General features: G+C 42.2%; 12 protein-coding genes. 9 read left to right on the top strand and 3 right to left on the bottom strand.

The genetic code is table 11. The features are described from left to right. Positions 1-801 precede the first annotated feature (801 nt). Together N483_RS05350 and N483_RS05345 are read left to right on the top strand one after the other, a co-directional pair. Positions 802-1215 (top strand): hypothetical protein, encoded by a 414-nt coding sequence (locus N483_RS05350; RefSeq protein WP_023402090.1) that lies wholly within the window; start codon positions 802-804, stop codon positions 1213-1215. Positions 1216-1725: 510 nt separating this feature from the next. Continuing rightward, complete coding sequence (locus N483_RS05345) at positions 1726-2457, top strand: hypothetical protein (protein ID WP_023402091.1); 732 nt, start codon at positions 1726-1728, stop codon at positions 2455-2457. Positions 2458-2501: 44 nt separating this feature from the next. On the opposite strand, the gene N483_RS05340 is transcribed toward N483_RS05345, so the two are convergent. Both N483_RS05340 and N483_RS05335 read right to left on the bottom strand, forming a co-directional pair. Continuing rightward, positions 2502-3716: a M24 family metallopeptidase gene (locus N483_RS05340; protein WP_023402092.1), complete on the bottom strand. Its 1215-nt coding sequence runs from the start codon at positions 3714-3716 to the stop codon at positions 2502-2504. A gap of 30 nt (positions 3717-3746) precedes the next feature. Continuing rightward, the gene (locus N483_RS05335) at positions 3747-4985 is read right to left on the bottom strand and encodes an NAD(P)/FAD-dependent oxidoreductase (RefSeq protein ID WP_023402093.1); all 1239 of its coding nucleotides are present in this window, start codon (positions 4983-4985) and stop codon (positions 3747-3749) included. Between the two features lie 205 nt (positions 4986-5190). Here N483_RS05335 and dapA point away from each other — a divergent pair, with 205 nt between their 5' ends. The 4 genes from dapA (at position 5191) to N483_RS05315 (ending at position 9480) form a co-directional block, all read left to right on the top strand. Next, positions 5191-6105, top strand: a complete 915-nt coding sequence (gene dapA, locus N483_RS05330; protein ID WP_023402094.1) for a 4-hydroxy-tetrahydrodipicolinate synthase — start codon at positions 5191-5193, stop codon at positions 6103-6105. 11 nt (positions 6106-6116) lie between these two features. Continuing rightward, positions 6117-7118, top strand: coding sequence for a 4-hydroxyproline epimerase (locus tag N483_RS05325; protein WP_023402095.1), 1002 nt, complete (start codon positions 6117-6119; stop codon positions 7116-7118). A gap of 37 nt (positions 7119-7155) precedes the next feature. Further along, entirely contained in the window at positions 7156-8655 is a 1500-nt protein-coding gene (locus N483_RS05320) for an aldehyde dehydrogenase (NADP(+)) (protein WP_023402096.1), read from the top strand. Positions 8656-8814: 159 nt separating this feature from the next. Beyond that, a complete protein-coding gene (locus N483_RS05315) occupies positions 8815-9480 on the top strand; it encodes a GntR family transcriptional regulator (protein WP_023402097.1) in 666 nt (221 codons plus the stop codon). A gap of 73 nt (positions 9481-9553) precedes the next feature. Here N483_RS05315 and N483_RS05310 read toward each other — a convergent pair whose 3' ends face one another. Beyond that, entirely contained in the window at positions 9554-10597 is a 1044-nt protein-coding gene (locus N483_RS05310) for a type III polyketide synthase (protein ID WP_023402098.1), read from the bottom strand. 506 nt (positions 10598-11103) lie between these two features. Between N483_RS05310 and N483_RS05305 the strand changes: the two genes are divergently transcribed. The 3 genes from N483_RS05305 to N483_RS05295 all read left to right on the top strand — a co-directional run bounded on the left by N483_RS05305 (position 11104) and on the right by N483_RS05295 (position 15640). Further along, positions 11104-13680: a TonB-dependent receptor gene (locus N483_RS05305; RefSeq protein ID WP_023402099.1), complete on the top strand. Its 2577-nt coding sequence runs from the start codon at positions 11104-11106 to the stop codon at positions 13678-13680. 155 nt (positions 13681-13835) lie between these two features. Continuing rightward, positions 13836-14948, top strand: a complete 1113-nt coding sequence (locus N483_RS05300) for a response regulator (protein WP_023402100.1) — start codon at positions 13836-13838, stop codon at positions 14946-14948. Positions 14949-15196: 248 nt separating this feature from the next. Continuing rightward, positions 15197-15640, top strand: coding sequence for an Hsp20 family protein (locus N483_RS05295; protein ID WP_023402101.1), 444 nt, complete (start codon positions 15197-15199; stop codon positions 15638-15640). Positions 15641-15758: the final 118 nt, after the last annotated feature.

Raw genomic sequence — 15758 nt, 5'->3', positions numbered from 1 at the left:
GATACTAGCAAACCTTAGGATTGGTGAGATCTTAGCTGTACACCCTTTATCTAGGAGTGCAAACCAAGCTGCTGAATCCAAAAGATGCGGAAACTTTTGACAAGGTCAATGGATAAAGCAAATGGCTGTTCTCACTACTTTATGTATCTCGAGTTATATCTTCTAACAGCTTGAGCTTTGAATGAGCAGAAAAGCACATAGTCAATTAGCTACGATTTTTCAGGTATATATTTTATGTATATTTATTAATTAGATATGTTGCTTATGCGAATATTTATTAAAGATGATTTTCTTCATATTATTTTCAATTTATACAAGCTTGCTCTTAATAGTTATTTAACCAGGTGGTATAATTGTGACGTTATTTTTAAATTAATTTGAGCACGTTTAAGTGCTAGAACTTTGTTGAGAACGGTAGTTTCGGATGCTTTATTATTTGTTTGTTCTTTCCCTTGTGTGGTTTTGCCTCCTTCTTTTTAAGAAAACGTCATCTTTCTTAGATTGATATAGTGATGAGATTGATTGGCTAGCTTTCGAGCATGCTTTAGCTGGCTATGTACTGGTCTTGAACTGAATTATGTAACTGCGAGTTTGGTATCATTCTTTCGTGTTAAGGTTTTCATCAAGCGTTCTAACACTGCAAAAGCGCAATTTTTGCTTGTAAAGGTTGAGTCTAAACTTTACGAATTTGGTTAATTGTCAAAGTTTTTGTTGCAGGAATTACACTTTTAAACACTCCCTGACTGATTCACACAGCGGCTTGGCCTATGCTTTGTTCATCAAACATGATTGGGGAAAACAATGAAACAACTTTTGACAGTATCTTTGATTGCCGTTTTGGCGAGTGGGTGTGCACATCACAACAATGTAAGGCCAGCAGAAGATGGCAAGCACTACGCTAATTTAACTGCAGAAACTCGAGAGAAAGCGGGGAAAGAAGCGCTGGACCAAGCTAACCACTATTGTACAGAGAATGGTGCTTCACAAGCTTATGTTATCAATGAAACGATCACATATATGGGGTCAATGCCTGAGCAAGAGTATTTGAAAAATCGCAATCTCGCTGAAGCTGTTGAAGTAGCCGGTGCTGGTATGTCTATTTTTGGTGGGGGCCATGTTGATGATGTTGGTACTGCAATGTGGATCGGTGGCGGAATTGCTGAAGATTCAATGGGCGAACCTTACCAGATAAATCTCTCTTTTAGCTGTAAGTAAACCAGTCTCCTTTATTGGGAAATGATAATTTAAAAAAATTAATAAGTGGGCAAGGATTATTTTATGCATTTAAATGATTCTTGCTGGCTAATTTAATATAAAAATGATTGTTTTTATAATTTGGTTTTTATTTCATCGCTTTGGGTTTTTCTTAAGCTAATATTTAGTTTTAATACCTTTTCGTTTTTTAATTTCAATGAAATCTAATAAATAATTTAAATATTTTTTCTAATCGAATAAGCTCAATACGCTTATTAAATTGGTAAAAATTGCTGACAAATTGTGGTCTATCAAGCAGTAGACTTTCAAAAACAGCATAGTATCAAAGATGTGAACGAATTTACTCCGAGCGGTATCACAAACCCTCCCCCTGAATTAGCCAGTCGAGCTTGCAACTTGAGCTGGAAGCATTGACAGTTAATATGTTTTCTAAAAAATCTCACTGCGTTTAAACCTTTTTTTCATCCGCTGCGTCTTAAGTTAAAAATATCAAACAACAAGGACCATAAGATGAAAGCATTCATGATGGCCGCATTGGCGGCTTGTTCACTTAACGCGTCGGCTCACCAGTTTTACTCGTCTGACTTTGAGTTTGTAAAAAGTACTTCATTGTCTTTGCCTGTCGCAGAAATTGACCAGTTTAAAATAGAAGCTGGGGCAGGAGAGTTACGTGTAGTTGGTGCAGATACGGATAAAATAAGCGTAACAGCAAAAATCTATCAATCTCAAGAAAGTGATGACTACTGCTTGGATCTTACGCAGTCAAACGGTAAAGCGTTACTCAAGTCCAATGTCTGTCACCACGGAACTAATTACACTTTGATTCATCTATCGATAACAGCGCCTAAGTCACTTGTGACTCGGATCAAAGATGGTTCGGGTTCACTCGATGTGTCAGGTGTGAGTATTAAGTATATCGATGATGGCTCAGGTTCTATTCAAGTTTCTGACAACTTGGTAGCACTTGAAATTGAAGATGGGTCGGGCGGCATTGAAGTTTCAGGAGTGCAGGGTGAGCTTATTATTGATGATGGCTCTGGTAAGGTTTCTGTGGAGGATGTCAAAGGCGATGTTTCTATCGAGGATGGCTCGGGGAAAATTGTTGTTGAAAATGTGTCGGGTAAAGTGTCTGTCGATGATGGCTCAGGCAGTATTACGGTAAAAAATGCACAGTCATTTGAATTGATTGATGACGGCTCGGGTAAAGTTAATTTACAAGGGATCCGAGAGCAGCAAAACTAATTGTCATATTAGAAAGCTGCGAGTCACTACTCGCAGCTTTTTGCTTATTTTTCTAGCCCAAATGGGTCGTCGATACTATGGCTTGGCTCAGTAAACCATTTGGCTCCGGCCTCAGTCATGTAAAAGTGATCTTCCAAACGAATACCGAATTCATCAGGGACCACCAACATGGGTTCGTTTGAAAAACACATGCCCGGTGCCAACGCCTGTGGATTATCTTTGACGAGATAGGGAAGTTCATGAATATCTAACCCGATCCCATGGCCGGTTCGATGTGGGCAACCGGGCAGCTGATAGTCTGGCCCTAAGCTTTGCGCCGCGAGGTAGCTTCTTGCTGCATGATCTACATCACCGCATGTTGCGCCAATTTGCGCTGCATTAAATGCTTGCAACTGTGCTTGCTTTTCATGCTGCCACATTTCACGTTGGAACTCAGTGGCTTCTCCATACACATAAGTACGTGTGATATCGCTGAGATACCCATGTAACTTACATCCAGTATCGATAAGAACAACATCACCTTTTTTAAGTGTTTGTGGTTCTTTGACACCATGTGGGAACGAAGATGCCTTACCAAATAACACGATACAAAAATAGTTACCCGGCGCGCCGACCTTTTTATGTGCTTGTTCAATAAATGCTTCAACCTCAGTGGTGGTAATGCCTTCATGGAGCATTGAAGCTGCAGCTTGGTGCACAGCTAAGGTCATATCCATGGCTCGCTGGATTAAGGCCAGTTCATTCTCTGACTTATGCATACGACAATGGCTAGTAACTTTATGAGCATTGATCACATTCAATTGCGAATTAGCTTTTACTATCCCGTCAACAGTGAAAAAAGCTGTGCTTTCGTCGACTGCCAGAGTTGCAGATTGTTCAATCCCACACTCTGACAAAGCTTGGCCAAGCAGTTGATATGGACTCTCTTCTTCTTGCCAAGCATAAATTTTACCTTGAACAACTTGATAATCGCTGATAGTACCAAGTTCAAAATAGGGAGCGATAAAACAGACATCACCATTTGCAGGTAATAAAGCCCCAACCAGCCTTTCGCTGGCTGACCAGCTCAATCCGGTGAAATACTTTAAATTTGTACCAGCATTGAGATATAAAGCATCAATGTCGTGTTCACGCATATAAGTTTGAGCTTTGTGCATGCGTGCGCGATATTCGGCTTCGGTAATGGGGGTCGCCCCAGCGGTCATATCATTGAGGCTATCTAAGGCTGCCTGCTTAGTTTGAAAACCTATACCTATCATAAATATATCCTAGTTAGTTAAAATCCAGCATCACTGAAAGCGAGCAATGCTGTAGGGAGTAATATCAAATACAGTTGGCTGCTTTGCAACTACGTTTGCGATGAGTTCACTGGTGATAGCGGCCTGTGTTAATCCTAAGTGTTGATGACCCAGTGCAAAAATTACATTTGGGTGATTTGGGGCTGCCCCAATCACAGGTAGGGAGTCGGGTAATGATGGTCGAGGGCCCATCCAATGGGTGCCCTGCTCAACATCTGCAAAGGCTTTGAGCATTGCTTTTGCGTGGGTGAGTAGGCGTGCGGCGCGCGTGTAAAGAGGTGCAGTATCCAACCCGGCAAATTCTACGGTGCCAGCCAACCTTAATCCTGATTGCATCGGGGTCATGATAAACTGTCTATCAGCAGAGGCCACAGGTCGCGTTAACGCATGTGTGCTGAGCATATTGTGATAACCACGTTCCGCTTCAATTGGAAGCTTGTATCCCAATTGTGCACAAAGGTCTTTACTCCAAGCGCCAGTACAGATCACAATCTTGGCAAACTGGTTATGTTCGCTCTGCTGTGTTGTGAGATCAACTGAGTTGCTCTGGACGTTTATTTCAGTAATTGCTTGTTCTATAAACTCCCCGCCAAGATTTACGAACATATCGTAAATACAAAGAGATAACTGATGAGGGTCTGGCGTGTGCCCAACATCTTTAAACAGCAATGCATAATTGACCAGATCACTCAGCTGGGGCTCTAAAGTATGCACCGCTTGTCTACCAAGCAGTTCGACATTTACACCGTTAGATGAATAAGTGTGATACACCTTTTCAACTTCCCTGAGGCTGAAATTTTCAAAAGTTAATAGGCTACCATTGAGTTTAATATGATCATTAAAGCTGTCGCCCAGTAATCGTTTGTATGAATCGAGGGCGGGGGTGTTAAGAGCCTTGAGTGCCGTGCTGTTTAGTCGGTATTTTTCTGTTGGCATATTGGCGCAAAACCTTGCAAACCAAGGCAATGCTTTAAGGATATAGCGCGAATCAATTCTCAATGGGCTCAAACTATCCATGAGCATTTTTGGCAATTTGCCAAGTAAGGCTTTATCTGCAAGTGGAAAAACTTGCTCGGTTGCAAAATGTCCAGCGTTTCCGATTGAGCATTTTGTGCCAATCCCATTGGGATCAAACAGAGTAACCTGATAACCGTGTCGCTGTAACTGAAGCGCGTTACACAACCCGACAATTCCTGCTCCGATCACTGCAATTTTTTTATTTTTGGTCATTATTTTACCCTCATTTTAAATTGCATCTATCGCTTAAAAGTAATGCTTATTGCTAACGCAAAAAAATAAATTTATATGTATCAATGTGTTAGATTTAATTTTCATGGTTTTTCTCTGACATTATGAAATTTCCTAAAATAGAATATTGATTATTGTATACAATATACCTATAGTAAAAAGCAAGAACGATAACAGAGGAAAAACCATGAATGTAGAATGGCAGGGGGTTTACCCAGCGGTAACCACACAGTTTAATGATGACGAATCGATTAACTTTGACACGACCAAATCGATGATCAATTCACTGATCGAAGAAGGGGTACACGGCATTATTGTTTTGGGTACTGTGGGTGAGAATTGCTCTTTGCGTGCAGAAGAAAAGCGACAAATTTTGACCATGGCAAAAGAAGTTGTGGCTGGTCGCGTACCCTTAATTTCAGGTGTGGCTGAAACAACAACTACGCTCGCAGTTGAATTTGTACAGGATGCTGAAGAAATCGGAATTGACGGTTTTATGGTGTTGCCCGGCATGGTGTATCGCTCTACCGAGCGAGAAGCGATTTATCACTATCAGCAAGTAGCACGTTCTACCGCATTGCCCATTATGATTTACAACAACCCAATCACCTATGGTGTTGATGTTTCGATTGAGGGTATGCGTACACTTGCTCAAGAAGCAAATATTGTTTCGGTTAAAGAGGCCACTGAAGATACTCGCCGCATTAGCGAGCTATTTGCTGCATTTGGCGATCGCTTTGTCGTATTTGGCGGTGTAGACGACATTGCTTTAGAGAGCTTAATGCTAGGTGCAACAGGTTGGATTTCAGGTTTGACCAATGTATTCCCGCGTGAATCAGTGGCGATTTACAAGCTTGCTCAACAAGGTAGATACGAAGAAGCCAGAGAGTTGTGGCGTTGGTTCTTACCATTGCTGCGTTTAGATACGATCCCAACATTGGTGCAATGCATCAAGTATGCAGAACAGCTTGCAGGACGTGGTAGCGAGAAAACCCGTGCGCCACGTTTGACTTTGAGTCAAGAAGACAAGGCTTATGTGAGTCGTCTGTATGATGAAGCAATCACTAATCGTATTGACCTAAGCAAATATAAGCTTGATTAAGGAATATCGACATGAACAGGGGTACATTTTTTTGTATTGATGGCCACACTTGTGGTAACCCTGTACGTCTTGTCACAAGTGGCCACCCGAATTTAAAGGGGGCCACAATGGCTGACAAGCGGCAGCACTTTTTAGCCGAGTATGACTGGATCAGAAAAGCCTTGATGTTCGAACCTCGAGGTCACGATATGATGTCGGGCGCTTTTCTTTACCCACCTTGCACTGAAGATGGAGACATCAGTATTCTCTTTATTGAGACCTCTGGGTGCTTACCTATGTGTGGTCATGGCACCATTGGTACCATAACTTTCGCGCTTGAGCAGGGTTTACTTCATCCCAAGCAACCTGGAACGGTAAAAATCGACACGCCTGCAGGGAGAGTTAATGCCGAGTATGAGCAAAGCGAGGGCAAGGTGAAATGGGTAAAATTATTAAATGTCCCTGCATTTTTAGCTCATTCTGAATTGGCGATTGAAGTATCGGGGCTGGGAGAGCTAGTGGTCGATGTAGCATATGGTGGTAACTTTTATATTATTGTTGAGCCTCAAGCAAACTTCAAAGGCACTGAGCAAGTAGATGCCGATACGTTAATAAAGCTAAGTCGTGAGGTTAGGGCAGCGGTCAACGCAAAAGTTGATTGTATCCACCCGGAAGATCCAAGTGTATCTGGCGCATCTCATGTACTTTGGACTGGTAAACCTCAAAAACCAAATTCCTCAGCGGCCAATGCGGTTTTCTACGGAGATAAAGCCATTGACCGCTCGCCATGTGGCACTGGCACAAGCGCACGTATGGCTCAACTATTTGCAAAGGGACAGCTGCATCCGCAACAAGAATTTATCCACGAAAGCTACATAGGTAGCCAGTTTATCGGCCGAATAGAAGAGGTAACCGAAGTTGCAGGCAAAGCTGCAATTCGTCCGAGTATTCAGGGCTGGGCCATTCGAACGGGGACCAATTGTATAACCGTTGACGACGATGACCCCTATGCATTTGGGTTTCAAGTGATCTAACTATTTTGTGCACACATCAAAAAAACAGGAGGCAATCATGACATTTACAGGTTTGAGTTATATTGCTGGACAGTGGCTTGAAAACAACCGTGATGACGTTTTTCAAGGGTTTTGTCCTGGCACTAATGAATATTTACCGACTCGCTTTTATGAAGTGTCGGGCGAGCAAATTTCACAGGCTGCTGATGCAGCGCACGCAGCTTTTAAACAATATCGAAGTATTCCAAATCAGCAGCGTAGCGAATTTTTAAATACCATCGCGGATGAGATCTTAGCGCTTGGTGATATTCTTATTGAAACCACCATGTTAGAGACCAATTTACCTCGTCAGCGCCTTGAAGGTGAGCGCATGCGTACGGTAAATCAGTTACGCGTATTTGCTGATGTATTAAAGCAAGATTTAGCTCCGTTGAAACTGAGCTGTGCAGAAGAAGGTGACGAGACAAGAGCGCCAATTCCAAAACCTAAAACGGCGTTGACTTATTTGCCTGTTGGGGTTGTTGCCGTCTTTGGTGCATCAAATTTCCCCTATGCATTTTCAACCCTAGGTGGTGATACCGCTTCAGCCCTTGCGGCTGGTTGTGCGGTTATTGTTAAAGCCCATCCAGCGCACCCTGCAACGAATGAATTAATGACCAAAGCAATAGCCAGTGCAATTGAAAAGTGTGCCATGCCTGACGGCTTGTTTTCTATGCTACAAGGCAGTGAACACAAGATTTCTCATCAATTGGTGAGCGAGCCTATTGTTAAAGCGGTAGGGTTTACAGGGTCTTTAGGTGCGGCAAATGCACTGCTTAAAACAATTCATCAGCGGGTAGAGCCAATCCCTTTCTATGGCGAACTAGGAAGCGTAAACCCACAAATTGTTTTACAAGATTACAGCCAAAAACAAGGTGGCGTGTTAGCGACTCAATTGGTGAGCTCTATGGCAATGGGTCATGGACAATTTTGTACAAGTCCAGGCGTTTGGTTTGTACCGAGTGAAGATGACAATTTGGTTGAAGCTGCTACTACAGCGATCGAAGCTACACCTTCGGATACTTTGCTCACACCGGGAATTTTACAGGCTTTCAATCGCAGCATTGCTGCGCTGACTGCTCATGACGCAGTGTCGCTGCTCGCAAAAGGACCACAAACGAAGGATTATCATGCGTCTGCACATTTGTATTGCTGTGATATACAAGAGTTTTTGAAAAGTGCGGACCTGCAGGAAGAGGTGTTTGGACCTTGCGCCTTACTTGTGAAATACAGAAGTTATGATGAACTATTGCTGGCCATTGACGGGTTAGCAGGTCAATTGACGGCAAGTATTTACGGTGAAACTCAAGAGCTGAAGGAGCAAGCCGCGTTGATTGAGGCATTGAGTTATAAAGTCGGGCGTATTATATACAGTCAAGCACCTACCGGTGTAGAAGTGTGTATGTCTATGAATCATGGCGGACCTTTCCCTTCCTCCACGGATGTACGAAGTACTTCCGTTGGCACTAAAGCAATGACGAGGTTTTTACGTCCGTTATGTGTGCAAGGTGACCAATAGTAAAGTAGGGGTAGGTAACTATTTTTACTCAGTAAAGTCTACTTTTTTACTAAGTAGATTTTACTATTGGATTAACTTAACAAAGTTCAAGTGTGGCTCACGTGCAATTTAGATTTAGCTACGTATAATGTAAGCCACTGTAAATTTTTGATTAACCCTATGGCGATTGTACATAAAACTAGAACTCAACTTGTTGCCGAAGCGATTAGAGACAAAATTTTAAGCGGTGAAATTAAAGCTGGAGAGCCGTTGCGTCAAGCTGCACTCGCCGAAGAGCTTAATGTAAGCCGTATTCCAGTTCGTGAGGCTTTGCTGCAATTAGAAGCGGAAGGCTTAGTGAATTTTGAAGCGCATAAAGGCGCAACGGTAACGAGCTTAAGTGCCGATCAAATTGATGAAATATTTGATTTACGTGCCTTGTTAGAAGCCGAATTACTTCGACACTCAATCACGCATTTAACCAACCGCGATCTATTGGAAGCGGAAGCGATTTTAGCCGATTTAGAAGACGCCGTTGAAGCGGGGGATTCTCAGTTAGCGACAGGCAAGCTCAATACAGAGTTTCACAACAAGTTGTATGGGCGCGCAAATCGTCCTCAAACAAGAGAGCTCGTTGCTGTTTACAGCAAAAACTCTGAACGTTACGTGCGTATGCATATTTTATTGGCTGGCGGTATTAACACTGCGCCCGAAGAACACAGGCAGTTGTTGCAATTATGTCGTGACAAAGACATTGACGGCGCGTGTGAATACTTGAAATGCCATATTTTAAACGCAAAAGACGGCATCAAAGCACTACTATTGAAAATTGAAGAAGATGCATGACGAATATGGCAAGCCATTTAGCTCAGTTTGATGAGTAAAATGGCTTATCGCCCGTCTTCACTTTACTGTTTGCTTATTGCCATACTCCTACGCTCATCTCTGAGGTGAAGCCAGGTCCAAATGCAGCAAGTAAACTGGTATCCCCTTTGGTTGCATGCTCAAAAGTTCGGCGCAGCACGTCGATTACGGCAACACTCGAAGTATTGCCTGTTTCTGCCAAGCATGCTCGTGAGTGTTTAACCTTTTCAGGTGCCAGATCTAAGCAGCGCTCTAGTTCATCTAATATGCGCCGTCCACCAGTATGAAAAATCGTATTGTCGACATTATTGGCATCGATATCCAATTTGTCTTTGCAAAATGACTGCAAGTAAGGCGCAACATGCGGAATTGAATGCATCACGTCTTTGTCCAGAGAAAACTTAAATCCTTTGTCGGTCAGTTGGTATTCGATGTAGGGCATGGTGTCTTCAATTGTGACACTTTGGTTGTGAGTTAGCCGCAGCCCTGAAATCTGATCGTCTCCGCGCATAACAACAGCGGCAGCGCCATCGGCAAATAGTGAGTTACTGATAAAATCTTGAAGGCGGCCAGCTTCTTTGTGAAAGCACAGTGATGACGTTTCAACGCACACAATTAGTACGTTTCTATCAGGTCGGTGTTCACAATATTCAAATGCTCTGCCAATTGCAGAGGCGCCAGCAACGCAGCCCATTTGTGCTATTGGGATCTGTTTTGTATCAGGTCTAAGTGATAGGCGGTTGATAAGGTGCGCAGTTAAAGATGGCATCATAAATCCAGTGCAAGAGGTGGCGATAACCATATCAATTTCATCCACGTTGAGTCTGGCATTGTGGATAGCTTCACGGGCGACATTTTCAGCCATTTCGATGGCTGCATCTTGGTATACTTTTGCCCGCTCTCCAAAGTCACCTTGTTTGACAACATCTGTCAAAGGCATGATGAGGTGTCTTTTTTTTACTTGTGCATTTTGGATCATATCAAAAGCACGTTTTTTGTAAGGGCTGTCGGGGTGGCAAATCTCGATAACTGTCATGATGTCATCGGCGTTTACCTCATAATTTGGATAGTAAGTTGCTGGTTTACTTAAAGTTGTCATGGCTAATTTCTCCTTAATTGAGTGACACTAAGCAAGACCCAGTACTGCTTTCTTTTATTTCACATTTTTTTAAAGAGTTTTAACTTTTTTGTTCTGATATCACCTAATTGATTGATATTAAATAATTTATAATTCTGTTTTTTTACGCTTGGATGATTTGTTGTCAAAATTAAAAAACGCTCAATTTCGAATGTTCAACTGTTGTGAATATTGCATTTGTTTTCGGCCTAAAATCTCATTTTTCACCTTGTAAATAGTGAAAGTAACATTGATTTACAACCGAAAACGCATCTTTACGCATCTTTTCCTATCTTTTCAATGTTTTTAAGTTGTTGATATTTATCATTTTAAATGGTTTTAAATTCAAAAGCGTGGCAATTTTGCGAGTAAACATTGTTAGGTGAGTTTTTATTGCGCTTTTATTAATTTTTCATTCATTTTTCTCGCTCTAATGTCGAGTTAAGCGCCATGGCAAGTAAAACCAACATCAATTTAGGAAAGTATCTATGAAGAAAACCGCGATCAGTATAGCGATAGCAATGTCGACAGGAGGCGCAATCTCCCCTGTATTTGCAAATGAGCAGGCCGCACAAATTGAGAAAATAGAAGTAACAGGCTCTCGTATTAAACGCTCTGATATGGAAACTGCCAGCCCGGTCACGTTTATTGGTGCTGATGCTATCCAAGCGAGCGGTGCCGTGACGATCGATGATGTTTTACAAGACATCACAGCTGCGGCAGGGGCCATGACTAACCCCGGAGTAAACAATGGTTCAGGCGGAAACGCGAGCATCAATTTACGTGGGTTAGGGGCACAGAGAACACTGGTGTTGGTCAATGGCCGTAGAATGATCAATTCAGGAACTGGGGCTGCGTCAACGGTGGACTTAAATACTATTCCGGTCGCCATGATCAAGCATATTGAAGTGTTAAAAGACGGTGCTTCTGCGGTTTATGGCACTGATGCCGTAGCAGGTGTTGTAAACATCATTTTAAAAGATGATTTTGAAGGCGCAGAACTCAATGCTCAGACTGGCTTATCTGGTGAGGGAGATGCAGAGCAGCACAATATCGACCTGACAGTGGGTACGAGTTTTGACAAAGGCAACATGGTATTTGGCGTTCAATACATGGAGCGTGGATCTGCGAGTCAAGCAGACAGAGACTTTTCTTCATGCCCATTAAGTGAGACTGACGGGGGCAAATCGCTAACATGTGGTGGTTCAACAATCACGCCAAACGGTCACCTTTATCTTGAGAATGGAAAAGAGTTACAGGGTGACAAAGAGGGGAATTATGCTGAATATAATCCAGAAACGGACCCTTACAATTATGCTTCAGATAGTTATTTGTACACTCCCATGCAGAGGTTAAACCTGACTGGCGTTATAAATTATGAATTAAGTGACAATACCACATTGTTCACTGAAGCAATGTACTCCAAGCGGTGGTCTGAGCAACAAATGGCACCGCAACCAGTATGGTTTGATTTTACCTATACTGAAGCGATGGGGGATGATTTATTAGAGCATGGTGCAGAGTATGGCGATACAGTTCACTATCGTCGTCGTATGACAGACACTGGCACACGAGACTTCTCACAGGTCGTTGACACAGTGAGAACGGTTGTTGGTGTTGAAGGCATACTAGATAATGATTGGAGTTGGGATGTTGCAGTTAATTTTGGTCGCAATGACTCTGTTGACCAACTATCAAATTTGCACAACATTGGCAGTTTAACCGAAGACATAGAACTGGGTAATTTTAACCCACTCGATCAGGCGTCTTGGTCAGCAGACAATATGACTGATTACTTGTATACAGAGCAAAATACGGGTGGCAGCCAAATGTTGAACTTCAGTGCATCTTTGGCTGGAGATATTATAGAGTTGCCAGCAGGCTATTTAGGTTTTGCAACAGGTATTGAAAAGCGCACAGAAAAAGCTTGGTATACGCCAGATTCACTTACCTCACAAGGTCTCGCCAACGACCCTAAAGTTGAACCAACCAGTGGTTCATACGATGTGAATGAAGCGTTTGTTGAGTTTGCTATTCCTGTTTTGGCGGACAAAGCATTTGCGCAAAACCTAGATCTGAGCGCTGCAATCAGAGCATTTGATTACTCCAGCTTTGGTAGTGACTCTACTTGGAAGCTTGGATTTACTTGGAAATTAAATGATCAGTTAATGTTTAGAGGTGTGAAATCAACGGCATTTCGAGCACCTACAGTGGATGAATTGTACGGCGGTAAATCGCCATCGTTTGAGCAGATCTCTCATCCTCTGTTAGACAGTCAAGCTGAAGTGATAGTGGGGGGTAACGCCAACTTAACGCCTGAAGAAGCAGACACTTTGACCTTTGGTTTAGTGTACGAGCCGGGTTTTATTGAAGGTCTGTCACTGACTTTAGATTACTACGACATTGCAATTACCAATGCGATTAGTGAAGTTAATAACCAGTACATCATCGACAATTGCGTTGATAGTAATGGTGGTTTGATCAATCAAAGTTCGCCGGTATGTGCTTCAGCCAACATGCAAATCTCTAATGGCAAAGCGACGTTTAACAACCAGTTGCAAAATATTGGTGACGAAACAACGCAAGGTTATGATGTCAATGTCGCCTATAGCTTTGATGCTGCAGGTTTAAACTGGCGCGCTGGTTGGGACACATCAATCTTGAAAGAGCGCACAGTAACTATGGCAGGAGAAACGGTCGACTACTCCGGGCTGATCACTTCCGGCTTGGGCGGCTATGCGGATATTAAATCGAGCTTGTCGTTGGCGGTAAAAGCAGAGACATGGAGTGCCAATTACAAAGTACGTTACTTATCTGGTATGGATAGCTTTAGTTGTCTAGAGGATCCAAGTAGTTGCTACGCTCCGAGTACGCCAAGTATGGTTTATCACGATATTTCAGGAAGTTACTTTGTGAGCGATACGATCAAATTGACAGGTGGGATCAATAATTTGTTTGACAAGCAACCTCCTTATTACTCAGGAAACAATGATTCAAATACCGATCCGTACACGTATGACACACTTGGAAGGTATGTGTACGCAGGTATGAATATCCAATTTTAATATCAAGGGTAAAAATTCATTTTTCACACTCTCCGTAGAGGGACCAAAGGGTTGCAGCATTTGCAGCCCTTTTTTTTAAATAATTGTGGGCTAATTGTAACGGAGTGTCGTTTAACGTCTATATTGTGAGAAAGCAACAATGAATTGGAGTTGGGATGAGCGTCCGAATTTTAGTAATTGATGATGACAACACATATCGTACTTTACTCTCACAGGTTTTCGCGGAATATGACGTCAGTGTTGCATCCAGTGGTGAAGAAGGCTTAAAAAAGGCCATTGAGTTAAAACCCCATGTCATTTTACTAGATATTGTGATGGCAGGTATGGATGGCTATGCGACCTGTTCTGAGCTTAGGAAAATAGAGCACCTGCGGCATACACCCATCGTTTTTATATCCAATTTGTCTTCGTCAGACTGCCGCTTAAAAGCGTTTGAAATTGGGGCAAACGATTATGTGTGCAAAACAACTCACCCAGAAGAGCTTAAAAGCAAGGTTGTGGCAATTCTAGAGGCTGATCATGACTATTTTGAAGCCCATGCCGACATTGCTGAAAAAGAGTGCTTATTGCTGGATTTACAAAGACAAAATGCCAGCATGAAAACCATTGGGTTATTTATGCAAGCAACCCACTATTGTAGCGATCTTGAAGTACTACAAAAAATCTTTATCAACACGTTGTCGAGTTTGGATCTTCGTGCTGTCGTTCATTTTAAAGACAGAACACTTTTTCGCAGTACATCTGGCAACGTTGCAAAGCTTGAGAAAGAGTTACTGTTGCACCATGAAGACTTTGAGCGTGTCCATCAGTTTGATCATGGTCCTATGGTTTTTAACTGGCGAAGCAGTATTTTATTGGTTAAAAACGTTGGAGAGTTAAGCGACATTTGCGCGCATGTTATGGATGCGCTGGAGCTTGCCATTTGCAATCTCAATCGACGAGCTGAGATGGTGGAGCAAATTCTCTCGATTGAAAAAACGAACAAAGAGATCTTGGCGAGTTTAAAAGACACGAAGGCGAAATCAAACACAAACCTTAAACAGCAACTGTTTGACTCGGGTCTTATTTCACAGTTTGATCTTCAAGACGAAAATGATTTGGATGAACTCATAGCCAGTTCAAGTGATGATTTAATAGGCATGGTCGAAGCGTTTGGTGATAACGCAGAGAAGATAAGCGCAATTTTAGGTAGTTTGAAAAAGCCACCACAAGAGTTACGCTTTTTGTTCAAAGAAAGCATGACCCCCTCTGATGCGACCCTATTTTAAAGTAAAAAAAGAGCGTGACACTGTTGCGCTCCTAAAATGATTATTTTAAATCTTTAATAATCAAAGCATTAAGAATAAGTGTGACTTTTTTTCGTATTCTTTCTTGAAATCATTTCAGTGTGTCCATAGATATAGTTATGAGGTCGCCGTAAGGGGCCAGAAATTTACTTAATATATTGTTTAATAAGCCTATTTCCTGCTTCTCGAAGAGTGAATTAGGCGTTATATCGCTTTATGAGGATACACTTATGCGTACAGTTGATTTATCACCACTTTATCGTTCATTTATCGGCCTAGATCACTTGGCAACGTTGATGGACTCAGCGCAAAGAAGTTCAGAAAAACAGTCGGGTTTCCCGCCATATAATATTGAAGCCTTAGACGAAGATAAGTACCAAATTACCATGGCCGTTGCAGGTTTCAGCGAACAGGAGCTGACTCTTGAATCGGAAAATAACACGCTGACCGTAAAAGGTGAGAAACAAGACAAAGACGCCACATCAGAACGAAAGTTCATTCATCAAGGCATTGCAGAGCGCAACTTTGAACGTAAATTTCAACTCGGTGATCACATTAAAGTGATTGGTGCAGATTTAGAAAATGGTTTACTAAAAATAGATCTAGAACGCGAAGTACCTGAAGCTATGAAACCGCGAAAAATCGCAATTGGCGCAAATAAATTACTCGACTAAGCGCTCTTACTTTTTCCCTTATTCCTTGTTAATTGTTTATTGATGTTTCCAACCAGCCGCCGTTAGGCGGCTTTTTTTGATGCTTAAAATCCTTCCATTATTATTTAAATATTTAGGT

The sequence above is a fragment of the Pseudoalteromonas luteoviolacea NCIMB 1944 genome (assembly GCF_001625565.1).
Taxonomy (GTDB): Bacteria; Pseudomonadota; Gammaproteobacteria; order Enterobacterales; family Alteromonadaceae; genus Pseudoalteromonas; species Pseudoalteromonas luteoviolacea_F.
This window is presented reverse-complemented; position numbering and strand designations above follow the sequence as displayed.